This window comes from Flavobacterium sp. UBA7680, assembly GCF_002482975.1.
Lineage (GTDB): Bacteria > Bacteroidota > Bacteroidia > Flavobacteriales > Flavobacteriaceae > Flavobacterium.
Genome location: NZ_DLHA01000023.1, coordinates 62,072 through 88,568, shown reverse-complemented (window position 1 = coordinate 88,568; position 26,497 = coordinate 62,072). Strand labels below are relative to the sequence as shown.

At 32.2% G+C, this 26,497-nt stretch carries 24 protein-coding genes; 18 read left to right on the top strand and 6 right to left on the bottom strand.

The window, feature by feature from the left end; all coding sequences use genetic code 11:
- Positions 1 to 112: 112 nt before the first annotated feature.
- Both B3C18_RS09275 and B3C18_RS09270 read left to right on the top strand, forming a co-directional pair.
- Entirely contained in the window at positions 113 to 565 is a 453-nt protein-coding gene (locus B3C18_RS09275; protein ID WP_291145801.1) for a DUF1569 domain-containing protein, read from the top strand.
- A 14-nt stretch (positions 566 to 579) separates the two neighbouring features.
- Positions 580 to 1,014: a nuclear transport factor 2 family protein gene (locus B3C18_RS09270; RefSeq protein WP_291145798.1), complete on the top strand. Its 435-nt coding sequence runs from the start codon at positions 580 to 582 to the stop codon at positions 1,012 to 1,014.
- 1 nt (position 1,015) lies between these two features.
- Here the strand turns inward: B3C18_RS09270 and B3C18_RS09265 are convergent, their stop codons facing one another.
- Together B3C18_RS09265 and B3C18_RS09260 are read right to left on the bottom strand one after the other, a co-directional pair.
- Positions 1,016 to 1,666 (bottom strand): endonuclease III domain-containing protein, encoded by a 651-nt coding sequence (locus tag B3C18_RS09265; protein ID WP_291145795.1) that lies wholly within the window; start codon positions 1,664 to 1,666, stop codon positions 1,016 to 1,018.
- A 45-nt stretch (positions 1,667 to 1,711) separates the two neighbouring features.
- On the bottom strand, positions 1,712 to 2,413 hold the full coding sequence (locus tag B3C18_RS09260; RefSeq protein ID WP_291145792.1) for an alpha/beta hydrolase: 702 nt from the start codon (positions 2,411 to 2,413) through the stop codon (positions 1,712 to 1,714).
- A gap of 13 nt (positions 2,414 to 2,426) precedes the next feature.
- Between B3C18_RS09260 and B3C18_RS09255 the strand changes: the two genes are divergently transcribed.
- From B3C18_RS09255 to B3C18_RS09225, 7 genes are all read left to right on the top strand, one after another.
- Entirely contained in the window at positions 2,427 to 2,657 is a 231-nt protein-coding gene (locus B3C18_RS09255; RefSeq protein ID WP_291145790.1) for a hypothetical protein, read from the top strand.
- A gap of 40 nt (positions 2,658 to 2,697) precedes the next feature.
- Complete coding sequence (locus B3C18_RS09250) at positions 2,698 to 4,125, top strand: glycogen synthase (protein WP_291145787.1); 1,428 nt, start codon at positions 2,698 to 2,700, stop codon at positions 4,123 to 4,125.
- The gene (locus B3C18_RS09245; protein WP_053474210.1) at positions 4,115 to 5,395 is read left to right on the top strand and encodes a glucose-1-phosphate adenylyltransferase; all 1,281 of its coding nucleotides are present in this window, start codon (positions 4,115 to 4,117) and stop codon (positions 5,393 to 5,395) included. Before B3C18_RS09250 ends, B3C18_RS09245 begins: the two co-directional genes overlap by 11 nt.
- Before the next feature lie 65 nt (positions 5,396 to 5,460).
- Positions 5,461 to 7,365, top strand: coding sequence for a 1,4-alpha-glucan branching protein GlgB (gene glgB / locus B3C18_RS09240; RefSeq protein WP_291145783.1), 1,905 nt, complete (start codon positions 5,461 to 5,463; stop codon positions 7,363 to 7,365).
- 203 nt (positions 7,366 to 7,568) lie between these two features.
- Positions 7,569 to 9,968, top strand: coding sequence for a glycoside hydrolase family 31 protein (locus B3C18_RS09235; protein ID WP_291145780.1), 2,400 nt, complete (start codon positions 7,569 to 7,571; stop codon positions 9,966 to 9,968).
- Between the two features lie 87 nt (positions 9,969 to 10,055).
- Positions 10,056 to 10,868: a M48 family metallopeptidase gene (locus tag B3C18_RS09230; RefSeq protein WP_291145777.1), complete on the top strand. Its 813-nt coding sequence runs from the start codon at positions 10,056 to 10,058 to the stop codon at positions 10,866 to 10,868.
- A gap of 153 nt (positions 10,869 to 11,021) precedes the next feature.
- Positions 11,022 to 12,335, top strand: a complete 1,314-nt coding sequence (locus tag B3C18_RS09225; protein WP_291145774.1) for an MFS transporter — start codon at positions 11,022 to 11,024, stop codon at positions 12,333 to 12,335.
- A gap of 186 nt (positions 12,336 to 12,521) precedes the next feature.
- On the opposite strand, the gene B3C18_RS09220 is transcribed toward B3C18_RS09225, so the two are convergent.
- Genes B3C18_RS09220 through B3C18_RS09205 form a run of 4 tightly spaced genes read right to left on the bottom strand, consistent with a single transcriptional unit; the run spans position 12,522 to position 15,394 of the window.
- Positions 12,522 to 13,244 carry a head GIN domain-containing protein gene (locus B3C18_RS09220; protein WP_291145771.1) on the bottom strand — a complete coding sequence of 241 codons (723 nt, stop codon included), beginning with the start codon at positions 13,242 to 13,244 and terminating at the stop codon, positions 12,522 to 12,524.
- Between the two features lie 20 nt (positions 13,245 to 13,264).
- Entirely contained in the window at positions 13,265 to 14,323 is a 1,059-nt protein-coding gene (locus tag B3C18_RS09215) for a hypothetical protein (protein WP_291145769.1), read from the bottom strand.
- Positions 14,307 to 14,843 (bottom strand): anti-sigma factor, encoded by a 537-nt coding sequence (locus tag B3C18_RS09210; RefSeq protein WP_291145767.1) that lies wholly within the window; start codon positions 14,841 to 14,843, stop codon positions 14,307 to 14,309. The genes B3C18_RS09215 and B3C18_RS09210 overlap by 17 nt, the downstream gene beginning before the upstream one ends.
- A complete protein-coding gene (locus B3C18_RS09205) occupies positions 14,840 to 15,394 on the bottom strand; it encodes an RNA polymerase sigma factor (protein ID WP_053474199.1) in 555 nt (184 codons plus the stop codon). Before B3C18_RS09205 ends, B3C18_RS09210 begins: the two co-directional genes overlap by 4 nt.
- A gap of 263 nt (positions 15,395 to 15,657) precedes the next feature.
- On the opposite strand from B3C18_RS09205, the gene lon reads away from it, so the two are divergent.
- The 9 genes from lon to B3C18_RS09160 form a co-directional block, all read left to right on the top strand.
- Positions 15,658 to 18,111, top strand: coding sequence for an endopeptidase La (lon, locus tag B3C18_RS09200; RefSeq protein WP_291145764.1), 2,454 nt, complete (start codon positions 15,658 to 15,660; stop codon positions 18,109 to 18,111).
- Between the two features lie 177 nt (positions 18,112 to 18,288).
- Complete coding sequence (gene porQ / locus B3C18_RS09195) at positions 18,289 to 19,308, top strand: type IX secretion system protein PorQ (RefSeq protein WP_291145761.1); 1,020 nt, start codon at positions 18,289 to 18,291, stop codon at positions 19,306 to 19,308.
- 5 nt (positions 19,309 to 19,313) lie between these two features.
- On the top strand, positions 19,314 to 19,916 hold the full coding sequence (locus tag B3C18_RS09190) for a murein L,D-transpeptidase catalytic domain-containing protein (protein WP_291145758.1): 603 nt from the start codon (positions 19,314 to 19,316) through the stop codon (positions 19,914 to 19,916).
- Positions 19,917 to 20,020: 104 nt separating this feature from the next.
- Positions 20,021 to 20,620: a murein L,D-transpeptidase catalytic domain-containing protein gene (locus B3C18_RS09185; RefSeq protein ID WP_291145755.1), complete on the top strand. Its 600-nt coding sequence runs from the start codon at positions 20,021 to 20,023 to the stop codon at positions 20,618 to 20,620.
- A gap of 33 nt (positions 20,621 to 20,653) precedes the next feature.
- The gene (gene cmk, locus B3C18_RS09180; RefSeq protein WP_291145752.1) at positions 20,654 to 21,346 is read left to right on the top strand and encodes a (d)CMP kinase; all 693 of its coding nucleotides are present in this window, start codon (positions 20,654 to 20,656) and stop codon (positions 21,344 to 21,346) included.
- Between the two features lie 69 nt (positions 21,347 to 21,415).
- Positions 21,416 to 22,792, top strand: coding sequence for a nucleoside permease (locus B3C18_RS09175; protein ID WP_291145749.1), 1,377 nt, complete (start codon positions 21,416 to 21,418; stop codon positions 22,790 to 22,792).
- Positions 22,793 to 22,859: 67 nt separating this feature from the next.
- The gene (locus B3C18_RS09170; RefSeq protein WP_291145746.1) at positions 22,860 to 23,399 is read left to right on the top strand and encodes a hypothetical protein; all 540 of its coding nucleotides are present in this window, start codon (positions 22,860 to 22,862) and stop codon (positions 23,397 to 23,399) included.
- Positions 23,400 to 23,526: 127 nt separating this feature from the next.
- On the top strand, positions 23,527 to 24,789 hold the full coding sequence (locus B3C18_RS09165; protein ID WP_291145743.1) for a tetratricopeptide repeat protein: 1,263 nt from the start codon (positions 23,527 to 23,529) through the stop codon (positions 24,787 to 24,789).
- 461 nt (positions 24,790 to 25,250) lie between these two features.
- Positions 25,251 to 26,497, top strand: a 1,247-nt coding sequence (locus B3C18_RS09160; RefSeq protein WP_291145740.1) for a 30S ribosomal protein S1, incomplete at its 3' end; no start/stop codon positions are given.

Here is a 26,497-nt window from a genome sequence, read left to right as displayed (position 1 = left end):
AGTACTAAAAACTTCAATTGGCTTTGCTAATTGAAGTTTTTTTTTGCCATAAAACTAATTTTAATAGTAAATTTTATACTTTTACTTTAATGTTTTACCTTATAATTAAACTATGCAAAATATTTTTCAGACAGAAGATTGTGATCAATTTATAAACCGAATTAATGAGCTTAAAATAGATTCACAACCACTTTGGGGTAAAATGTCTGTTGATCAGATGCTAGCGCATTGTAATGTAACGTATGAAATGGTTTATGATAATATTCATGCCAAACCAAATGTTTTTATAAGATTGATGCTTAAATTACTAGCTAAAAATGCAATAGTAAGCGAAAAGCCTTATGCGAGAAATATTCATACAGCTCCACAATTTATTATTGCTGGAGATCGTGATTTTGAACTGGAAAAAAGTAGGTTGATCTCCTATATTCTAAAAACACAGGAATTAGGAGAAACTGAATTTCAGGGAAAAGAATCTCTTTCTTTAGGTAAATTAACTACAAAAGAATGGAATAATATGTTTGCGAAACATTTAGACCATCATTTATCTCAATTTGGCGTTTAATTTAAAATTATAATATGAGAGTTTATTTTATTCTATTTTTTCTGCTTTTAGGATTATCATCTAATGCACAGAAACAGGAAGTTCAAAAAGCTATTGAAATATTCTTTGAAGGATTCCATCAAAAAGACTCCGTAAAAATAAAAACCGTTTGCGCAGATAAAATGATTTTGCAATCTATTAGTGAGAGTTCAGTAAAGGGAAATAAATTATCGGATGAAAGTGCAGGTGAATTCTATAAATCTATTGCTACAATTCCGTCAAGTATGAAATTTCAGGAGAAAATTTTGAGTTATAATATTCAAATTGATGGTACTATGGCTCATGTTTGGGCACCGTATGAGTTTTATTTAAACGATAAATTGAGTCATACTGGCGTAAATACTTTCACATTGTTTAAAGAAAAAGATTCGTGGAAAATCATTTACCTAATTGATACACGTAGAAAATAATCTAATTCTTAAGAACTACAGTGTTGTAATACAAACAGATATCTGTTAAAATGCATTCTTCACATTTAGGCTTTGGTCTGCAGATTTCACGGCCTAAAAAGGAAATCGCCATTCCAATTTCTGACCATATAGTTTTTGGTAAAACTTCCATCAAGTCTTTTTCTGCTTTATTTCCGTCTTTGGCTTCTTTTATTATGCCAATTCTGGGAGCAACTCTTATTACGTGTAAATCGGCAATAATTCCTTCTGCAGGTTTATTGGTTTCTCTTAAAATTACATTTGCAGATTTTCTTCCAATGCCTTTCAAAGCAGTTAATTCAGACATTGTTAAAGGAATATCTTTATCATTTTGAATTGTTTTTGCAATTTCCAAGAGCCAGTTGGCTTTGGTTGCATGATTTCGTACCTTACTTATATAAGGAATAAAAGTTTCGAAATCAGTTTTTGATAAACTTGTAAGAGTTGGAAATTTTTCAAACAAAGCTGGAGCAATATTATTAATATTGGCATCAGAATCCTGAGCTGATAAAACAACCATAACCAAAAGTTGGTAAGTGTTTTGATAATCCAAAGGATGTTTTTTGCCTTTATACTTTTTTAAAATGGGCTTTAATTCAGTTTCCCAATCTATTGTTTCTCCAAATAAATCCATTTTACTTTTCTTTAGTATTTGATATTTAAATAGTTATATATAAAGTTAACTATTTTTAATGAATTCTAAAGTTTTTTTAATAACAGTTTGATTCCCAAGTATTTTTCGGTGGCCTAATCCATCGGTTAAAAATAAGGCTCCATTTTGAAGATTTTCATGAATATGAATTCCGGCTTTTACAGGAACTTCTGGATCATCATTATCATGAATTACTAATACAGGAATTTCGATTTTTTGAGCAGCTTTATAGGCTGAAAAATCATCCATTTTTAATTGATATTTATCTTCAAAAAATAGTCTTAAACGATCGCTAAATTCCTTTTTAAGTTTCAATTTAAAAGTAAAATCATCTAAAATATCCTGTACAATATCCCCGCTTCCAATTATTACAGCTTTGTTTACTTGTAAACCATCTTTAATTGCATTTAATGCCGACATTCCGCCTAATGAATGTCCAATTGCAAATTCAAAAGGACCAAATTCTTTTTCAATTTCCAGAATAGAAGCTATAAACTCAGACATTATGGTTGTTTTTCCTTCTGATTTTCCATGTGCAGGTGCATCAAAACTTATTGTAGAAAAACCATTTTGTAAAAGTTCATCGGCTATTTTAAATAACTGGGTTCCTCTACCTGACCAACCATGAACAAGTAAAACTTTACGCTCACTTTGGCCATATTGATAAGTCACAACATTTTTATTAATAGCAGAAACGTGAACAACTTTTTGAATGCTTTTGTTGTCCATTTCAAGTTCACGTTTGGGAACCTTATGTTTTATAGGCGTTGTAAATAACCTCGCTGCAAATTTAGTTGCTAACTTAGTGGATACAAATGCGCAAATTTTGGCAGATAGTATAATTATCTGTGGAATTTTTAATGATTTAGTAGGATTAATTGCCTTTTTTGCCATTTCAATAAATCTGATTTTGAAGCAGTACTTTGCCTATTTTTTTGCTAAATTTAAAAAAAAGATAAAAATAGCATATTAATGATTGTTTCTTGAAAAATAATCACAAATTAATTTCTGAAATGGAGATATTTCATATTAGTGCAGAATGTTATCCAATGGCAAAAGTCGGCGGTTTGGCTGATGTAGTTGGTGCTTTACCCAAGTACCAGGAAAACGCAGGGCATGACGTTATAGTTGTTGTTCCGGCTTATGATACAAAATTTAGAAATGAAAATAATTTTGACTGTGTGCATTGGGGAACAGTTAAATTAGGAAATTTCAATTTCCCTTTTAGTGTTTTAAAAGAGAGCACAGATAAATTAGGCTACGAATTATATCTCATTGAAATTAATGAATTATTTAATCGTCCGAATGTATATGGTTATGAAGATGATATTGAACGTTTCTTATCTTTTCAAATTGCGGTTTTAGACTGGATTATCGCCCGAAATAAAATTCCGGATATAATTAACTGTCACGATCATCATACAGGATTAATTCCGTTTCTGCTGCAATTTGCTTATAAATATGAAGTATTGAAAGATGTAAAAACAGTTATAACAATCCACAATGGTTTATATCAGGGCTGGTTTGGTTTTGATAAATTGTATTATCTGCCAGAATTTGATTTAAAACATGTTGGATTTTTGGAGTGGAGCAATTCAATTAATTCATTGGCAGTTGCTGTAAAATGTGCGAACGCCGTTACTACAGTTTCTCCGAGCTATTTAAATGAAATCAATTATAGTGCGAATGGTTTAGAATCTTTGTTTCAATCCGTTAGAAATAAATCTAAAGGAATTTTAAATGGAATTGACATCGAAGTCTGGAATCCATTAAAAGATCAAATGATTGCGGAGAATTATTCGATAGAAAACTTTGAAATTGGAAAACAGAAAAATAAAGAAAAATTGTGCGATCAATTTGATTTAGATCCTACAAAGCCATTGTTTAGTTTTATTGGGCGTTTGTTTGAAGAAAAAGGCGGTGATTTACTACCTCAGGCTTCTGCGCTTGCATTATCAGAACATTTTGAAGAAATCAATATTTTAATTCTAGGTTCAGGAAATGCTGAAATTGAATCGCAATTAACCCAATTGCGCAATGATTATAAAGGCAATTACAATGTTTTTATTGGTTATAATGAAGAATTAGCGCATTTAATTTACGCAGGTTCAGATTATATTTTAATGCCTTCAAGAGTAGAGCCCTGCGGTTTAAACCAAATGTATGCCATGCGTTACGGAACAATTCCAATTGTTAGGAGAACAGGAGGTTTGCGCGATACTGTTATTGATTTTGGTGATGAAGGAAACGGAATCTGTCACGATCAGGCTTCTGTTGGAGATATTTGTTATTCTATAAATCGTGCAGTTAAATTGTACGATGACAAAATAAATTTTAATACCATTTTACGAAGAGGAATGTCAGCAGACCATTCCTGGGAAAGTGTTTGCCAAGAATATATCGAGATATACAACCTAATAATTGAGAAAAATGAAATTTAAAAAGAAAAATGTAGTTGCTATTATTTTAGGAGGAGGACAAGGATCACGTTTGTTTCCATTAACAGAAACGAGATCAAAACCGGCTGTTCCGATTGGAGGAAAATATCGTTTGGTCGATATACCAATTTCTAATTGTATCAATTCAGATATTTTTAAAATATTTGTTTTGACACAGTTTAACTCCGCATCTTTAAATGCGCATATCAAAAACACTTTCAATTTTAGTATTTTCAGTCAGTCATTTGTTGATATTCTGGCGGCAGAACAAACTCCGGATAATCCAACTTGGTTTCAGGGTACGGCAGATGCTGTTAGACAATGTATGTCACATTTTTTGAAACACGATTTTGATCACGCTTTAATTCTTTCGGGCGATCAATTGTATCAAATGGATTTTAACGAAATGCTTGAAGCGCACATTGCTGCTGACGCCGAAATCTCGATTGCGACTTTGCCGGTAAATGCTAAAGATGCACCGGAATTCGGAATTCTTAAAACTGATCATGAAAATAATATTCATGCTTTTATCGAAAAGCCAAACGCTTCATTGTTACCTGAATGGGAATCTGAAGTAAGTGAACATATGCAGGAAAAAGGTAAAAAGTACCTTGCTTCAATGGGAATTTATATTTTTAATAAACCATTGTTAGAAGAATTAATGGCGAATCAGGAAACAAAAGATTTCGGGAAAGAAATTATTCCGCAAGCCGTTGGAAAACATAAAATTCTAAGCTATCAATACGAAGGATATTGGACAGATATCGGAAACATCGAATCATTTTTTGAAGCCAATATTGGTTTAACAGCTGATATTCCGGAGTTTAATTTGTTTGATAACGAAAACAAAATCTTTACAAGACCAAGATTATTACCACCATCAAAATTCAGAAATTCAATTATTAATCAATCTTTAATTTCTGAAGGCTGTATTATAAATGCTAAAGAAATTAAAAGTTCTGTAATTGGAATTCGTTCAAGAGTAGGTGTAGGAACCGTGTTGGAAAACTGTTATGTTATGGGGAACGATTTTTATCAGGATCTTGACGAAATGAATCATGAAAGCAGCATTAATAAAATTCACGTTGGAATTGGTGAAAATTGTTTTATAAAAAATGCCTTAGTTGATAAAAATGTTCGAATTGGAAATAATGTTCATATTAACGGCGGAAAACATTTAGACAATTTTACGAATGAATTGTACAGTATAAAAGACGGAATTGTTGTGATTAAAAAAGGAGTTACATTATCGGATAACTTTAGAATAGAATAAATTTGAAAAATTCCAATAAAAAAACTCCAAATTCCAATTTTAAATTATTGCCTTAAAAACCAAATATGACTAAAGTAATCACACATTCTCTATTTACTGATTTTGATATAGATTTATTCAAAGCGGGAAAACACTTCAAATTATATGAAAAATTAGGAGCGCATTTAATTGAAGTTGATGGAGTTAAAGGTGTGTATTTTGCCGTTTGGGCACCTACAGCACATTCTGTTTCGGTTGTTGGGGATTTTAATTATTGGAATCAGGGAGAACATCTTTTAAATGTTCGCTGGGATTCTTCGGGAATTTGGGAAGGATTTATTCCTGATGTTTCAAAAGGAGCTCTTTATAAATATAAAATTCAATCGAATATTGACGGGGTAATTACTGAAAAAGCAGACCCTTTTGCTTTATATTGTGAAAAACCTCCGCATACCGCTTCTGTAGTCTGGGATTTAGATTATAAATGGAAAGATGAAAACTGGATGGAGAATCGTAAGGAGAAAAACGCTTTAGATAAGCCTTATTCGGTTTACGAAGTGCATTTAGGTTCCTGGAAACGAGCAGATCATAACAGGTTTTTGAGTTATTTAGAATTGGCAGATGATTTGGTTAAATACGTTAAAGAAACCGGTTTTACGCACGTAGAATTTATGCCGATTATGGAATATCCTTATGATCCTTCTTGGGGATATCAATTAACGGGATATTTTGCACCGACTTCACGTTTTGGAAAACCTCAGGATTTTATGGTTTTGGTAGATAGACTGCATCAGGAAGGAATTGGTGTAATTTTAGACTGGGTTCCGTCACATTTTCCAGACGATGCACATGGTTTAGGTTATTTTGACGGATCGCATTTATACGAACATCCAGATCGCAGAAAAGGTTATCATCCAGATTGGAAAAGCTTGGTTTTTAATTACGGAAGAAATGAAGTCCGCGCTTTTTTAATTAGCAACGCTGTTTTTTGGCTTCAACATTATCATGTTGACGGATTAAGGGTTGACGCTGTAGCTTCGATGTTATATCTTGATTATTCCAGAAAAGAAGGCGAGTGGGAAGCCAATATTTTTGGCGGAAGAGAAAATTTAGACAGTATAAGTTTCCTTAAAGAATTTAATGAAGTTATCTATGCTAATTTTGATGGAGTCCAGACTATTGCAGAAGAAAGTACTTCATTCCCGATGGTTTCAAGACCAACATTTACCGGCGGATTAGGTTTCGGAATGAAATGGATGATGGGCTGGATGCACGATACTTTAAAGTATTTTCAAAAAGAAACGGTGTATCGAAAATACCATCAAAACGATTTGACTTTTTCGATGACGTATGCTTTTACAGAAAATTTCATGCTTCCGTTTTCTCATGACGAAGTGGTTTATGGCAAAAAATCTCTTATTTATAAAATGCCGGGCGACGAATGGCAGCGATTTGCTAATTTGAGACTATTATACGGTTATATGTTTACACATCCCGGAACAAAATTATTGTTTCAGGGAGCTGAATTTGGTCAAACTGGCGAATGGAATTTCGAACAGAGTTTAGACTGGCATTTATTAGAATTTGATTTTCATTCGGGAATAAAACGATTAATTACAGATTTAAATCATTTGTATAAATCACGTCCAGCATTGTATGAAAAGCAATTTACAGGCGAAGGTTTTGAATGGATAAATTATTCAGATCATCAAAATGCAGTTTTATCTTATATTCGAAAAGGAAATAATGCAGATGAAAATGTAATTGTAGTTTGCAATTTCACGCAAATGGTACGAGAAAATTACAGAATTGGAATTCCGAAGAAAGGTCAGTTAGAAGAGATTTTTAATAGCGATGCTGTAATTTATGGCGGCGGTGGTGTTGGAAACGGGAAATCATTAAAAATTGAATCAACGCCTTATGATGGAAGGGATTTTTCTGTTGAATTAATTTTACCGCCATTAAGCGTAACCGTTTATTCTTTCGTTTAAATAAAATCTGACAAATATTTTTAGCGGTATTATTTTGTCATTTTATCGTTTTTAAATTATCGAATTGTTGATTTTTCGAGCTGTAATTTAATTCTCAGACAGAAAAAACGTTTTCGTGAATAAACCTTTTATTCATAGCCCTTTACTAACTTTTTTTGTATGTTTGAAATAGAGATTATTGTTATAATTAATTCATTGGCGATATGATTACAAACACATCATTAGAATACAAAGGCGATTTATATCCATCAAAGATTGTTTCGTACGAGCATGAAGGAGATTCTATTTTTTTCAATACAGATAATAAAGTAATCTTAAAAGTTACTGTTCTTAGAGACAGTTTAATTCGATTTCGCTTTACTACAAAAGGATATTTCAGCAATGATTTTTCGTATGCAATAGACAAAAGCCAGCTTCACGGCTATAATTTTTTAGAACTTACAGAAGAAGAAACCTATTTCCAGATCAGAACCAGCAAAGTAAAATGTAAAATTCAAAAGGCAGATCTTCGTGTTTGGATTTACGATTTAAATGATTTCCTGATTTTGGAAGATGAACTTGGTTTTCATTGGGAAGAAAGCTACGAATATGGCGGAAATATTGTAAAAATGAGTAAATCTTCTAAAGACGGTGAATGTTTTTACGGTTTAGGAGACAAGGCAACTCAAATGAATTTAAAAGGCAAAAGAGTCGAAAATTTTGCTACAGATCAATACGCTTATCAAAAAGAACAAGATCCTCTTTATAAAGTAGTTCCGTTTTATATTGGTTTACATAACAAACAATCTTACGGTATTTTCTTCGATAATACCTTTAGAACTTTTTTTGATTTTTGTCAGGAAAGAAGAAACGTTACAAGTTATTGGGCAGAAGGAGGAGAAATGAATTATTATTTCATTTACGGCCCTCAAATGCAGGATGTTGTAACAACTTATACCGATTTAACCGGAAAACCGGAACTGCCGCCGCTTTGGGTTTTAGGATACCACCAATGTAAATGGAGTTATTATCCAGAAAGCAAAGTCAAAGAAATCACTTCAAAATTTAGAGAACTTAAAATTCCGTGCGACGCCATTTATCTGGACATTGATTATATGGAAGGATTTCGATGTTTTACCTGGAATAAAAACTATTTTCCAGACCCCAAAAGAATGGTTGCTGAATTAGCCGAAGATGGTTTTAAAACAGTCGTAATCATCGATCCGGGAATTAAAATTGATAAAGATTACTGGGTTTATAAAGAAGCTTTGGAAAAAGATTATTTCTGCAAAAGAGCCGATGGACCTTATATGAAAGGAAAAGTCTGGCCGGGAGAATGTAATTTTCCAGATTATACAAATCCCGCTGTTAGAGAATGGTGGGCTGGTTTATTTAAAGAATTAGTTTCAGAAATAGGTGTAAAAGGAGTTTGGAATGACATGAATGAACCTGCCGTAATGGAGGTTCCAAATAAAACTTTCCCGATGGATGTTCGTCACTTTTACGACGGAAATCCTTGCAGTCATAGAAAAGCGCATAATATTTACGGAACGCAAATGGCAAGAGCAACCTATCATGGTGTAAAACGATTTGCTTATCCAAAACGTCCTTTCGTTATTACAAGATCGGCTTATTCTGGTGCACAGCGTTATACATCGTCTTGGACAGGAGATAACGTAGCAACTTGGGAACATTTGTGGATTGCAAATATTCAGGTACAGAGAATGTCAATTTCAGGAATGGGATTTACAGGTTCTGATATTGGGGGATTTGCAGAACAGCCAACAGGCGAATTATACGCACGCTGGATTCAGTTAGGTGTTTTTCATCCGTTTTGCAGAACGCATTCTTCAGGAGATCATGGTAATCAGGAACCTTGGGCTTTTGACGAAGAAGTAATTAATATTACGAGAAAATTTGTCAGCCTTCGCTATCAATTATTACCTTATTTATATACTATGTTTTGGCAGTATATAGAAGAAGGACTTCCGATGTTGAAACCTTTGGTTTATTACGATCAGGAAGATACACAAACACATTATCGTAATGATGAATTCATCTTTGGAAATCAAATTTTAGTATGTCCAATCCTTGAACCTAATGCTGTAGGAAGACGTATGTATATTCCAAGAGGTGAGTGGTATAACTACTGGACAAATGAACTTCTTGTTGGAGGACGAGAAATCTGGGTTGATACTAAATTTGATGAAATTCCAGTTTTCGTAAAAGCGGGTGCGATCATTCCAAAATATCCGGTTCAGCAATATGTTGGTGAATTAGAATTTGATGAATTAACACTTGATGTTTACTATAAAAATGGTAAAGAACAATCTGGAGTTTATGAAGATGCTCAGGATGGTTACGATTATAAAAAAGGTCGTTATAGTCATTTATCATTAAGATCAATTGGAAAAGAAAAAGAACTCATAATTCAGCTTCATAAGGAAGGAAAATATGATACACCTTACAGCAAGTATAAAATTAATTTAATTGGACTTCCTTTTAAAGTTACTGAAATCGAAATCGACAATGAAAGAATCGAATTTGATAAAATTAGCTTTGAATCGAACAATTTCTTAATTGTTGATAAAGAGTTTAATGAGCTTCATATTGTAGGTGAATAAGTGAAATTGTGATAGCGATTGAAATAATTATGTAAGATTTTGAGTAATTTTAATTGTATTTTTGTGTGTGTTTAAATATTTAAGATCATGAAAAAACATTTAATTTCAAGCGTTTTTGCGGCTGTTTTAGTATGCAGCTGTGCAACGAATCCTATAACTGGAAAGCAAAATTTGAATTTTGTTTCAAATAGTGAATTATTTCCATCGTCTTTCCAGCAATACAATCAGTTTTTGACTGAAAATAAAGTAATAACAGGAACAGCCGATGCTAAACGTGTAGAAACGGTTGGATTTAAAATTAAAGCTGCGGCCGAAAAATATTTAGCCTATTTAGGACAATCACAATATCTAAAAGATTATCGCTGGGAATACAAACTTGTTGATAATAAAGAAGTCAATGCCTGGTGTTTACCTGGAGGAAAAATTGTTGTTTACTCTGGTATTTTACCTGTAACACAAAACGAATCTGGTTTAGCAACGGTAATGGGACACGAAGTTTCACACGCCTTAGCTAATCACGGAGCACAAAGAATGTCGGCTGCACAATTACAGCAAATTGGCGGCGCGGCTTTAGGAGCAGCAACAAGCGGAAAATCTGAAGCAACACAGCAAATATTTGCACAGGCTTACGGAATTGGATCTGAAGTAGGAGTAATGCTGCCATTTAGCAGAAGTAACGAAAGTGAAGCAGATAAAATAGGTTTAACTTTAATGGCTATTGCCGGATATAATCCAGATGATGCTGTTGCATTTTGGACTAGAATGTCAGCTAAATCAGGAGGTTCGGGAACACCGGAATTTATGAGTACGCACCCGTCTGATGCAACCAGAATTGCCAATATAAAAGCATTAATTCCCGAAGCTAAAGCGATTGCACTTAAAGTTGGTACTATCAAATAAAAAATATTTTAAAAATATTAAAAAGCTATTCTTTCGAGTAGCTTTTTTTATGCTTTAAATTGTTTATAATTTAATAATGCATGAATTAGATAATTTATATTTGATTATCATAAAAATTGGATAAATTCGTAGCGCAATAACAAAACCATTTCTATGAAAAACCTACAAAAAGGAGATAAGAAATTATTAAATGCCTGGGCATTTTATGATTGGGCAAATTCAGTTTATACACTTACAATTGCATCGGCAGTATTTCCAATTTTTTACGAAGCTTTATTTGCAGACAGAGATCATTATATTGATGTTTTCGGACTTCATTTAAAAAACTCTGCATTAATTAGTTTTATTACAGCGGCTGCCTTTTTAGTAGTTTCTTTTATTTCACCATTATTATCAGGAATCGCAGATTATGTGGGGAATAAAAAATCTTTCATGAAATTTTTCTGTTATTTAGGAGCGCTATCCTGTATGGGATTGTATTGGTTTGATCTTGCAAATATTTATGTTGGATTAGCTTTTTACTTTTTTGGATTATTAGGATATTGGGGAAGTTTAGTTTTTTACAATTCTTATCTTCCTGATATTGCTTTTGAAGAGCAACAGGACAGAATTAGTGCAAAAGGATATTCTTTGGGATACATAGGAAGTGTTCTTTTGTTGTGTATCAATTTAGCGATGATTATGAAACCAGATTGGTTTAATATTTCTGGTCCAGAACCTGCAATGAAAGCAATGCGTTATTCTTTTATAATGGTAGGAGTCTGGTGGATTTTATTTAGCCAATATACTTATTATTATTTACCAAAAGGAAGAAAAGAAACAACTCAAAAATTAACAAAAGATGTTTTCTTTAATGGTTTCAAAGAATTAAAAAAGGTTTGGGCTTTATTAAATGAAAATGTCCCTTTGCGTCGATATTTAGGTGGATTTTTTGTTTCAAGTATGGCTGTGCAGACTGTAATGTTAGTTGCAACTTATTTTGGAGCACAGGAAATTCAATGGTCGTCAAAAGAAGAAAGTACTATTGGTTTAATAATTTGTATTTTGTTAATTCAGATAGTGGCCGTTTTTGGTGCTATTTTAACTTCAATAGCTTCTGAAAAATTTGGAAATATACCAACATTGATTTTTATTAATGCAATTTGGGCAGTATTTTGTACTTTGGCTTATTTTATCACATTGCCAATGCATTTTTATGTAATGGCTACAGTTGCGGGATTTGTAATGGGTGGAATTCAGGCTTTGTCACGTTCAACCTATTCAAAATTATTACCTGAAACAGAAGATACAGCTTCGTTTTTCAGTTTTTATGATGTTGCAGAAAAAATAGGAATTGTAATAGGAATGTGTGTTTACGGAATTATCGATCAAATAACAGGAAGTCCGCGCGCGGCAATTGTTATTTTGGCAGTATTTTTCGTTACGTCTATTTTTCTATTAAGAAGAGTACCAAAAAAGGCGGTTTAAAAAACGCTTTAATTAGATATAAAAAAGCCGGACATTTGTCCGGCTTTTTTGTTTTATAAGATTAAGTCTAATTTTTGATGATAAATTAGAAATTGAAATAAAAGCTCAATAATAAAGAAGAAGCTGCTGTTCTGTTATTTGATAGATGATAAAAGGTAAATTTATTATTGAGCTTTTATATAAAAATTAGGCTTTAGAAATGTTTCCTGATCCAGAAACTTTTACATCGCGTTTTTCAGGATTTCCTGTATATTTAATATTTCCCGAACCCGAAACTCTTGCTGTTAGTTTTTCATTGCAGGTAACTTTACTATTTCCTGAACCCGAAACATTTACATCAACATTTTTAGATTTTAAACTTCCTGCATCAATATCTCCAGAACCTGAAAGTTTTGTTGTGAAATTGTCAGCAGTTCCTTTTAAATTTACATTTCCTGAACCACTTAAATTAAGTTCAAAATCATTTGAATCAATTGCTAAATTAAAGTTTCCTGAACCAGATAGTTTAGCCAAAAGTTTGTCGCTTTTAATAGCATCTTTAGACTGAATATTTCCTGATCCTGACAAAGCTATATTAGAGATTTTTTCAAACGGAACTGTGATTTGTATGTCTTTTCCGCTGCTTGGTCGAATATTTTTGAATGATTCAACATAAATTTTTAAAGTATTGTCATCCACTTCCACTTTAATTGACGACAGTAAGTTTTCTTCTCCTTTAACCGTAATTTTACCTTCTTTTCCGGCAACAAGATTTACATCAAAAAAGCCCGAAATTTTAATACCGTCATAATCTCCTGTAGTTCTGGTTTCGGTAACAACTTTTCCATTTCCTTTAATTTTATTTTGAGCGTTTGTATTGAAACTCAAAAGAAATACTGTACAAACTAATAATAGAATTGATTTTTTCATAGTCTTGATTTTTTAGATGATTAATTTTTTAATACAGACACGCTGCCGTAATTTGTATTGATGTTGATTTTATTTTGTCCTTTTTTCTTGTAAAAGCCGCTTATTCTTTTCGTATTGCTTTTAATTTCAGAAACCGAAATGTCTAAAGCACTGTCAGGTTTAATATTGCTGTATCGTCCAGTTATATCAAAATCAAAAGCGTAGTTGGGATCAAATCCAAGTGATACATCTGTATATCCTGAATTTATGCTGACATTTCCAGCTTTTTCACTAATGTTTTTCACACTAATTTTGCTGTAATTGGTATCGAAATTAAAACTGTTTGAAATTTCTCCAATCGAAATGGTTAAATAATTTCCGGAACCTGATAATGAATTGATCTTCTGAAATTTAAAAGTTCCGTAATTACAGCTGTATTTAATATTCTGACCATCATTTAAGGTAACATCAGTATAATTGGCATCAAGGGTAAGATTTCCAGAATCATTAATTTTTAAGCCCGAATATCTGGCATCAATATTTCCGTTTTTAATATATTCGATACTGGAATTTTGGCAGTATGCAATTTCAATTTTATTACTTGAACCGTTTAATCTCCCTAATATTGTTTTTCCGTATTTACAACTAATATCTGTCGTCGATTCTAAATTCAGCGTTGTAATGTTTCCATATTTGTTAACCAATTTTACAGAACCATTTTTAGGAATTTTAATAACATAATTAATTTCAAAACTGTTATTGCTTCCTTTACTTTTAAAAGTCGAGTTTCCAATATTAGTTATCGCAGTTACTAAGCTTTTCAGCGCTGTAATATCAACGTCAATACTGTTTAATTTTTCGTTTACCCAGTTTTCGTTTGTGCCATTAACTTTAATGGTAATGTCAAGATCAATTTTATCTTCATCCCAGGTAGATACTGTGATATTTCCATATTTGTTATCAATGTCAATTCCTGCATTAGAGTTGACGATATAGGTCTTTTTGATACTTTTTTCTTTGGTAATAAAAGTATCATCATTTGAAAATCCTAAAAAAGGAATCAAAAGCAATAAGATTAGTAAATTATAATGTTTTTTCATTAGATGTGTTTTTTAAATTTTCGTTTTCTTCAATTCGCTTTAAAACTGTCTGCAAAAAGGAAATTCTCGTTTGCAGGTTGCTTATCATAGCGTAAATAATTTGTTTGTTTTCCCCGTTTTTCTGAACCTCTTTAATGATTTTTTCATAATCAGCATCAAACACTTTCATTTGTTTTAATGCATCATTTATAATCTGTTCATTTTCCGGCGAATTCTTTTCTTTTAATTTAACTAGCTCATTCTCGATTAAAATATTAAAGATAGAATCGGTGCGTTTGGTTTCCTGCGATGCAAATTTGAGCTCCTTTGGTTTCTCATTATTATTGTAAAATAGTGATATACCCAAAAGCACAGCAATTGATGCAGCAATGGCCCAGCCGGCATAATTCTTTTTTCGTGGCTTTTTGTTATTCAATTTGTCTAAAAAATCAATTTGATGATCCGGATTCATTTCATGAATATCCCATTGATTTTCAAACTTGTTAAATAATTGATCTAAATCGTCATTTTCCTTTTTCATATCTCCTCTAATTTTTTTCGTAAACTTTCTTTGGCGCGGCTTAAAGTGGTTCTGCAGTTGGCGTAGCTGATATTCAATATTTCGCAAATTTCTTCCTGATCGTAGCCTTCAATATAAAAGAGCGTCAAAACCATTCTGTAATTATCTTTCAGGCCCGAAATGGTATCTAAAACCTGTTTCACTTTAAGTGAATTCAGATCAATACTTTCAGACAATATAGAATCGTTTTCTTCTATTTTAAAAAGCGTTTTATTCAGGTCTTCCATCTGGAAAGCATTGTTTTTCTTATAAAAATCAATACTATAATTAATGATGATTTTTTTAAGCCACGCACCAAACGCAACTTCCTGCTTATAATCGTTAATTTTTGTAAAAGCTTTCAAAAAACCTTCCTGCATGACGTCTTGTGCAAAATGCTCGTCTTTTACAATCCTGTAAGCCACGTTGTACATAGCTTTACAATAACGATTGTAAACTTCGAATTGAGCCTTTTGATTATTGTTTTTACAAAGCGCGATTAATTCTTCGATATTTTGATTTGTTATACTCAAGTAATGGTTGCTAGTTTTTTATAATGACTTTGCTTTTTTTAATATGTTACAGTTTTTATAAAATTAATTTTATTTTTTTTAGAAATAAATGAAATTAGGTACTAAAACGAAATTTCAGCCGTCACTATTTTGCATTTGGCATAATGATTGTCTATTTTTATGGCCTATCTTGTAAATGAAACACTTAATTGAAACAGCAGCTTTTAAGACTGTATTTACAAATAGTATTAAACTTTTAATGACAAAAAGACTTATATATTATTATGTCAAATCATAAAATACTCACTATTGACAATCTGTCACTTCAAGAATTTGATTCAGAAGCAGAATTAATTCCATTATTAACTCCAGAGGACGAAGAGGAAATGAACAATGAAGAACTTCCTGTTTCTCTGCCAATTTTACCTTTACGAAATACAGTTTTATTCCCGGGAGTTGTGATTCCAATTTCTGCAGGACGAGATAAATCAATCAAATTAATTAATGATGCCAATGCCGGCGGAAAAATTATTGGAGTTGTTTCTCAAATTAATGAAGAAGACGAAGATCCGTCAAAAGACGATATTCATAAAATAGGAACCGTTGCACGTATTTTACGTGTTTTAAAAATGCCCGACGGAAATGTAACCGTTATTTTACAAGGGAAAAAACGTTTTGAAATTGACGAAGTTGTTTCAGAAGATCCTTATATGACGGCTACAATTAAAGAAGTGTCAGAAGAACGTCCTGATGAAAATGACAGTGAATTTACGGCTATTTTAGATTCTGTAAAAGAACTTGCAATCCAAATCATTAAAGAAAGTCCAAATATTCCATCTGAAGCAACATTTGCTATTAAAAACATTGAAAGCCAATCGTTTTTAATCAATTTTGTTTCTTCAAACATGAATTTATCCGTAAAAGAAAAACAAGGTCTTTTGTCGATAAATGGTTTAAAAGACCGTGCTTTAGAGACTTTACGTTATATGAATGTAGAGCTTCAAAAATTAGAATTGAAGAATGACATTCAGTCAAAAGTTCGTTTTGATTTAGATCAGCAGCAACGTGAATATTTCCTTCATCAGCAAATGAAAACCATTCAGGAAGAATTGGGAGGCGTTTCGCAGGAAGAGGAAATGGACGAAATGGGAATAAAAGCGAAAACCAAAAAATGGGACGAAAAAACGCAGAAACATTTCGAAAAAGAATTATCTAAAATGCGTAGAATGAATCCGCAGTCACCAGATTTTGGAATTCAGCGTAATTATTTAGAGTTATTTTTAGAATTGCCTTGGGGCGAATATTCTAAAGATAAATTCGATTTAAAATTTGCTCAAAAAATATTAGACAAAGATCACTTTGGTCTTGATGAAGTTAAGAAAAGAATGATTGAACATTTGGCAGTTTTAAAATTGCGAAATGACATGAAATCACCTATTATATGTTTAACAGGGCCTCCGGGAGTTGGAAAAACTTCTATCGGCCGTTCTGTTGCCGAAGCTTTAGGTCGTGAATATGTACGTATTTCTTTAGGTGGGTTACGTGATGAAGCGGAGATTCGCGGACACAGAAAAACGTATATTGGAGCCATGCCGGGACGTATTATTCAAAGTTTGAAGAAAGCAGGAACTTCAAATCCGGTTTTTATTTTAGATGAGATTGATAAATTATCAAACGGAAACAGCGGCGATCCATCATCTGCATTATTAGAAGTTTTAGATCCGGAGCAAAACAGTGCTTTCTATGATAATTTCCTAGAAATGGGATTTGATTTATCTAAAGTAATGTTTATTGCGACTTCAAACAATATGGCTACAATTCAGCCAGCTTTGCGTGACAGGATGGAAGTAATCAAAATGTCAGGTTATACAATTGAAGAAAAAGTTGAAATTGCTAAAAGACACCTTTTCCCAAAACAATTAGAAGCGCACGGATTAACTGCCAAAGACTTGACTATTGGAAAAAAACAATTAGAAAAAATTGTTGAAGGATATACAAGAGAATCTGGAGTTCGTAATTTAGAAACTAAAATTGCTCAGGTTATTCGTAATGCTGCAAAAGCCGTTGCGATGGAAGAGGAGTACAACAAAAAAGTTACTGACGAAGATATCGTAAAAGTTTTAGGAGTTCCTAGATTAGAGCGTGATAAATACGAAAACAATGATGTTGCCGGAGTTGTTACAGGTTTAGCCTGGACAAGTGTTGGAGGAGATATTCTATTTATAGAATCATTAATTTCTGAAGGAAAAGGTTCTTTAACTATTACCGGAAACCTTGGAAATGTCATGAAAGAATCGGCTACAATTGCTTTAGAATACATTAAAGCAAATGCTAAAAAGCTAGGTTTAGGAATTGAATTGTTCCAAAAATATAACATTCACCTGCACGTTCCGGAAGGTGCAACGCCAAAAGACGGGCCAAGCGCAGGTATTGCAATGCTTACTTCTTTAGTTTCATTATTGACACAAAAGAAGGTGAAGAAAAGCCTTGCTATGACAGGAGAGATTACTTTACGTGGAAAAGTTTTGCCTGTTGGCGGAATTAAAGAAAAAATCCTTGCTGCAAAAAGAGCAGGAATTAAAGAAATCATTCTTTGTCATGAAAACAAAAGCGATATCGACGAAATTAAAGCTGAATATTTAGAAGGTCTTACTTTTCATTATGTAAAAGAAATGAGCGAAGTTCTGGCTTTAGCCTTAACAGATCAAAATGTAAAAAATGCTAAAACGTTGAAATAACTCTCAGTTAAATCTCAAATATTTAAAATTCCAAATTCCAATTTTTACTATTGGATTTTGGAATTTTTTTATTGGAATTTCTTGTCGAATTTATTTAGTGTTTAATTTTATTTTTGGCGTTATATAATTTTATATTTGTATTTGCGTTATTCCCATATAGGAACGCCACAAAAACAAATGCCAAAACACTATGTTTTATTTTTAATGTTACTACTTTGTTCGGTTTCGTTCGGGCAAGTTGGAGGGCGTTACACCTATCAATTTCTAAATTTAACAGCATCTCCGCGTCAGGCAGCGTTGGGTGGAAAAGTGATTACGATATATGACGAAGATGTTAACCAGGCTATGTCCAATCCAGCCGTTTTAAACGCAGATATGGACAACCATTTAGCCTTGAATTATGGAAATTATTACGGAGAAGCTTCTTATGGAAGTGCCTCTTATGCTTATACTTATGACCGCCACGTGCAGACTTTCTATGCCGGAATTAATTATATAAACTACGGATCTTTTGAAGGTTACGACGAAAACGGTCAGGCTACATCAGATTTTACAGGAAGTGAAGGTGCATTGTCATTTGGTTATGCTTATAATGTTCCTTTTACAGATCTTCATATTGGAGCTAATGCGAAGTTGATAACTTCAACATTAGAAAGTTATAATTCGATTGGAGGCGCAGTAGATGTCGGTTTACTATATATTGATGAAAAAAATGATTTAAATTATGCGCTGGTATTTCGTAATATAGGTACACAATTTAGAACATATTCCGGAATACAGGAAAATTTACCGTTTGAAATTACTGCCGGAATTTCGCAGGAATTAGAACATGTTCCTATTCGCTGGCATCTTACGTTAGAGAATTTACAGCAATGGAATATTTCTTTTTCGAATCCCGTTCGCGGAGAAACCAATATTGATGGTTCAACAAGTAGTGAAAAAGTTTCCTTTGTGAATAATGCTTTGAGGCATGTTCTTTTTGGTATTGAGCTCTTCCCTAAAAAAGCAGTAAACCTGCGTTTAGGTTATAATTTTAGAAGAGGTGAAGAATTACGTGTAGAGGAACAACGTAATTTTTCAGGAATTTCATTAGGTTTTGGATTAAAGATGAATAAGTTAAAGTTTAACTATTCATACTCTAGATATACATTGGCAGGAAATACAAGTCTTTTTGGTTTAATTCTAAATCTCCAATAATTTATATGAAATTATTCAGTTTATTTTTGTTTATGACTGTAGGTGTTTTTACGGGATCAAAACACTACTTCAAAGAAGAAGCTTCTATTACTAGTGTTGAAATCGAAAGAATTAACAACAGGGTAGATGAAATTAGAGACATGATGAAAATCGATCATAAGTACAATACTAAAATTGCATTTTTGGTTGATATGAAAGTACCTTCTGGAAAAAATCGTTTTTTTGTTTACGATTTAGAGAAAAATGAAATCATAGACCAAGGTCTTGTAGCACACGGTTCTGGCTCTGAAACCGGTATTAACGGAATGCTTAAGTTTAGTAATGAACCCAATTCAAATTGCACAGCGCTTGGCAGATATGCAATAGGTAAAAATTACAAAGGTATTTTCGGGAAAGCATATCGATTAATGGGTTTAGATGAATCTAATGATAATGCTTTAAAAAGAGCCATAGTATTACACTCTTATTCTGCGGTTCCTGCTGAAGAACAAAACTATTACATCAGCCGCAGTAAAGGCTGCCCAATGGTTAGCGAACAATTTTTTAAACGTATAGAAAAGATAATTGATAGTTCTAAGTCGAATATTCTTTTAGATATTTATTATTAAAATTCCATTTGATTAAATAGTAAGAAAATTTAAAGTTATATAACCTTTTATAATCGTAAACAAATTTATATTTACGGTCGTAAAAGGTTTTTTATTGATTTTTAATGAAAAAGATAGTCATAGTTTTGCTTTTCATTCTGATAGCTTTTGTAGGCTATAAACTTATTTGGAAAGAGAAAAATATTGAGCCTAATGTAATTAGCAGAATTGATTCTCATCTTGAGAAGGTAAAAAAGATTATTAAAAGTGATTCCAAGTACAATAAGGACATTGCTTTTTTGATTGATATGAAAATACCTTCTGAAAAAAATCGCTTTTTTGTTTATGATTTAAAGGCAGATAAAATTATTGATAAAGGTATAGTTGCACATGGTTCAGGTTCTGAAACTGGCATTAAAGGAAAACTTAAATTTAGTAATGTAGAGAATTCGCTTAGTACTTCATTAGGAACTTATTATATCGGGAATTATTATTACGGAAAATTTGGGAAAGCCTATAAACTGTATGGTTTAGACAAAACTAATAGTAATGCATTTAACAGAGATATTGTCTTTCATTATTATTACGATGTTCCATATAAAGAGAAAGATGGTTACATTTGCAATAGTTATGGCTGTCCTATGGTCAATAAAAAATATTTTGAAAGAATTGCTAAAAGAATAGATGCTTCACAATCTAATATTTTGTTGAGTATTTATTATTAAAGATTTAGAGAATAAAAATTAAAACATAAAAAATTGAAAAAAATTACAATTGCTATCGACGGGTTTTCATCAACAGGAAAAAGCACTTTGGCAAAACAATTAGCAAAACAACTTGAATATGTATATGTCGATACAGGAGCAATGTATCGTGCCGTGGCCTATTTTGCCATGCAGAATAAGTTTATTGGAGCTGATTTTTTTGATAAAGAAACTTTGATTCAGGCATTGCCAAACATTCAGTTAGAGTTTAGATTTAATGCTGATTTAGGTTTTGCCGAAATGTATTTGAATGGTGAAAATGTTGAAAAACAAATTAGAACAATTGAGGTTTCTAATTTTGTGAGCAAAGTAGCCGAGATTTCTGAAGTGCGTGCCAAATTAGTGGAACAGCAGCAGGAAATGGGCACAAACAAAGCAATTGTAATGGACGGCAGAGATATTGGAACTGTAGTTTTTCCAAATGCCGAACTTAAAATATTCATGACTGCCAGCGCCGAAACCCGCGCGCAAAGACGTTTTGATGAATTGCAGCAAAAAGGCGATAATGTCTCTTATGAAGATGTTTTAAAGAATGTCATGGAGAGAGATTATATAGATACACACCGCGAAGATTCTCCTCTTGTAATTGCAGATGATGCGATTGAGATCGATAATTCTTACTTAAATAAAGAAGAACAATTTGCAGCTGTTTTAGAATTAGTAAATGATGTTGTTAAAATAGATTAATTTTTTGTAGATATTATTTTAAATGGTAGTTTTACGACTTCATTTTTACTAAAAAGACAATTTCATTATATGGGAATTAAAAACAGGTTAATCTTAATGAGCTTTCTTCAATTTTTTGTTTGGGGAGCCTGGCTTATTACAATTGGAAATTATTGGTTTGGAACCAAAAATTGGGAAGGAACTCAATTTGGTTTAGTATTTGGAACCATGGGAATTGCTTCTTTATTCATGCCTACATTAACCGGAATTATTGCCGACAGATGGGTAAACGCTGAAAAACTTTATGGAATTTTACATATTGTTTATGCAGTCGTTTTATTTGGAATTGCACAGGTTACGACCCCAGATAATTTTATTTTGGTTATGCTTTTAGCAATGTGTTGTTATATGCCAACAATTGCGTTAAGTAACTCTATTTCTTATACTTCATTAAAATTAAATAATAAAAATATCGTAAAAGATTTTCCGCCAATTCGTGTTTGGGGAACTATCGGTTTTATTGTTGCGATGTGGATTACGAATTTAAGTGGAAGTAAAGCGACAGAATATCAGTTTTATATTGCTGGAATTGGTGCTTTAATTCTTGGAATTTATGCTTTTACACTGCCTAAATGTGAGCCGCAGCGTTTAATTAAAGAAAATGCTACCTGGACAGAAACTTTAGGTTTAGAGTCTTTTAAATTATTTGGAAACTATAAAATGGCTTTGTTCTTTGTTTTTTCTATGTTTTTAGGAGGAGCACTTCAGTTAACAAATGCTTATGGAGATGTATTTTTGGATGAGTTTAAACATTTTCCAAAATATGCGGATTCTTTCGTAATTAAATATTCGACTATTATTATGTCGATTTCTCAGGTTTCTGAAACGTTGTTTATTTTGGCGATTCCGTTTTTCTTAAGACGTTTCGGAATCAAACAAGTTATGCTTATTAGTATGCTGGCTTGGGTTTTACGTTTCGGATTATTTGCTTTTGGTGATCCTGTAAATGGTTTATGGATGATTATCCTTTCTTGTATTGTATACGGAATGGCATTTGATTTCTTTAATATTTCGGGTTCATTATTCGTAGAAAGCAATACTGATTCTAAAATTCGTTCGTCTGCACAAGGATTGTTCATGATGATGACTAACGGTGTAGGAGCAGTTTTAGGAAGTTTGACTTCTGGCTGGGCAATTGATCGTTTCTTTACTAAATCATTTAATACGACTACAGAATTAGCTGGATTTTTACAAACAGATGCATCAAATGAAAAAATGGCTGCATTTGTAAAAAGTCAAGGAAATTCTATTTCTGCAGAAGGCGCTTTTTCAAATCCAATTTTAATGAAAGACTGGCATACTATCTGGTTGTCTTTTGCTTTATATGCTTTGGTTATTGCAATTGCTTTTGCATTATTGTTTAAACATAAACATGATCCAAAGGAAATTGAGAATTTGAGTCATTAAATAAAATATTATATCAAACCCAGCAGATTTTGTTGGGTTTGTTTTTTTAACCAATGATTTAAAATTTATGAAATTTGAGTTAGAGTTTGATAAAGATATTTACAATAAACAAATGGATTTATTGTTTGATCTCAATTGGAAAAAGAAAAAAGATTATTATAAAAATTCACAATATCTTGGTTTAGTTTTAATCATTATTGGAATTGCCTTAATTTACAAGAGACCTAATATATTTGGAATTGGTTACGGTTTTGTGTTTTTTGGGCTGTCCAATCTCTTACCTTTTATCTATTATTACTTCAAAATAAGATCTTTTTATAAAAGAATGGAAGATGTTAAGGTAAAGGAAATTAATGATTTTCATTATTTAAAATACATGAATTTGGAATTTACAGAAAATGCATTAATAACAACTTCTGGAGATCATTTCAATCTTATTCAATGGTCAGAATTGATGCACTATATTGTCAGAGAAAATAATTTGATCCTGATAACTAAAAATTACCAACCTTTTATTTTAGGCGAAATAGAAGTTGGTTCAGAAAATTTTGAGAAAATAATATCTTTTGTGAAAGCAAAGTTTGAAACTAAAGAGAAAAACGATTAAACCTTTGACAAAGATGATTACGTACAGCAAACCCGACAGGTTTTAAAAACCTGTCGGGTTTCTTACTTTTAAAAGTATTGCTATTAAAATAAAAGCAATAACTTAGTAATTCATTTTTAAGACTTTAATGATGCTGAAACTAAAATTATTTATTTTGCTTTTAATTGGCACTTTTGGATTTTCTCAAACAAAAGCATTGTATGAGAAAAGTGTAGAAGCTTATAAAAGCAAAGATTATGTTCAGTTTTTAAAATTGGCTAAACAATTGGATAGTATTAGGCCGGCACATCCTACTTTTACTTATAATTTGGCATCGGCTTATACTTTAAATGGCAAAAAAGAAGAAGCTTTATTAGTTTTAAAAAGAATGGTTCTGGCCAATAATACAGTTGCTTTTGAAGATGATTCTGATTTTGAATCTATTAAAAATGATAATGGTTTTAAGGAATTATTACAGTTGAAAGTTTCTCAATCTAAAACAATTAAAAATTCTGTAGAGAAACTTCGCCTTTCAGAGAAGGATCTTCATCCGGAAGGACTATTTTATTTAGAGAAACAAAAACTTTGGCTGTCATCAAGTATTCGAAATAAAAAGATCGTTTCTTTTGATTCGTCGGGTAAATGCTCCGATTGGTTTACTGATTGTTTGTATTCGGTTTTTGCTTTAAAAGCAGATCATGATCAAAAATATCTTTGGGTCGTTTGTTCTGCAATTCCTGAAATGAATGGTTTTGCAAAAGAACTGGATGGAAAAAGTGAAATTTTAAAAATCGAAATTTCCTCTAAAAAACTGATTAAGCGATATACTATTGAAGGAAATCATGTTTTTGGAGATATTGCTGTAGCAAAAAATAATGATGTTTTTATTTCAGATAGTGCTGAACCGATTATTTATAAAATTGAAAATGATAATTTGATTTTATGGAAGGATTTAAGAAATAAAGCTTTTAATTTGCAGGGAATTACATTCAATAAAAACGAATCGAAATTGTTTATCGCCGATTATTTAAAAGGAATTTGTGTAGTTGACATAAAAAGTAAAAAAGAACATTGGCTGGAATTTCCGAATGAGGTTTCTAAAAAAGGAATTGATGGATTGGTTTATTATAAAAATTCATTAATTGCAATTGAAAATGGAGTAGTGCCCATTAGAATTATGCGTTACAAACTAAATGATTCTGAAACTAAAATAATCGATTTTACAATTTTAGATAATAATAGGGAAGAGTTCAATGAGCCCGCTTTAGCGGCTTTAGTTCATGATAAATTGTATTTTTTTGCAAATTCACCCTGGAAATTTTATGATAAGAATTTTCAACTCGATGAAGGTAAGTTCGAAAATCCGAAGTTGTTTGAACTTGATTTAGAGAAACCTTTATCAAAGTTTTAAACTTTTAGGAAGATAATTGCGTATAGTAAACCCGACAGGTTTTAAAAACCTGTCGGGTTTGTTGTTGTGAAAACGATTGTCAGGCTGAGCGAAGTCGAAGCCCATTGTTATCGATAAAGGCTTCGACTTCGCTCAGCTTGACAAAAAGATCTTAAAAGTTGCTAAACGTCTCATTTAGCCCCGATAGAGCGGTTATCCTTTTTCTGGCTCCTTTAGACAGAAAAAGATAAGAGCGAAAGCGGGACTTTTGGTCTTGAAAAGCTTAAAATGTTCTGCTCCTGAACAATTGACTGATAATCATCTGGAATTATTTTGTAAGTACAAATATTTGTAGTAATTTTGCAGTCCTTTTGGCGAAGAAGAGTTTCCTTTAGGTATCAACCATTTATGTAAAACAACTTCTGTATTTTCTACTGCTTTATGAAACTCGAGAAAAACAGAATACAAATTTTTTTATCAGCATGTCTGAACAAACAAAAACACAAGAAGAGTTTTTAGCGAATTTTAACTGGCATAACTTCCAAGAAGGAATTGATGCTGTTGACGAGAAAAACTTACAAGAATTCGAAGAACTAGTATCTAAAACTTTCATCGCTACAGATCAAGAAGAAGTAGTTGAAGGTGTAGTTGTAAGAATTACAGATAGAGACGTTATCGTTGATATCAACGCAAAATCGGAAGGTGTTATTTCTTTAAACGAATTCCGTTACAACCCAAACTTAAAAGTGGGTGACAAAGTAGAAGTATTAATCGACATCCGTGAGGATAAAACAGGTCAATTAGTATTATCTCACAGAAAAGCTCGTACTATTAAATCATGGGATAGAGTTATCGCAGCAAACGAAACAGGTGAAATCGTTAATGGTTTTGTAAAATGCAGAACTAAAGGTGGTATGATCGTTGACGTTTTTGGTATCGAAGCTTTCTTACCTGGTTCTCAAATTGACGTTAAGCCAATTAGAGACTACGATGTATATGTAAACAAAATGATGGAATTCAAAGTGGTAAAAATTAACCACGAATTCAAAAACGTTGTTGTATCTCATAAAGCGCTTATCGAAGCTGATATCGAAGTACAGAAAAAAGAAATCATCGGTCAATTACAAAAAGGACAAGTATTAGAAGGTGTTGTTAAAAACATTACTTCTTATGGTGTGTTCATTGATTTAGGTGGTGTTGACGGATTAATTCACATTACTGACCTTTCTTGGAGTAGAATCAACCACCCAAGTGAAGTTCTTGAATTAGACCAAAAATTAAACGTTGTAATCCTTGATTTCGATGATGAGAAAACAAGAATTCAATTAGGATTGAAACAATTAAACGCTCACCCATGGGATGCTTTAGATGCTAATTTAACAATTGGTGATAAAGTAAAAGGTAAAGTAGTTGTAATCGCTGATTACGGTGCATTTATTGAAGTTGCTGAAGGTGTTGAAGGTTTAATCCACGTTTCTGAAATGTCATGGTCAACTCACTTACGTTCTGCTCAGGACTTCGTGAAAGTTGGAGATGTTGTTGAAGCTGTTATCTTAACTTTAGATAGAGATGACCGTAAAATGTCATTAGGTATCAAACAATTGACTCAAGATCCATGGACTGACATTACTTCTAAATACCCAGTAGGTTCTAAACATACAGGTATCGTTAGAAACTTTACAAACTTTGGTATTTTCGTAGAATTAGAAGAAGGAATTGATGGATTAAT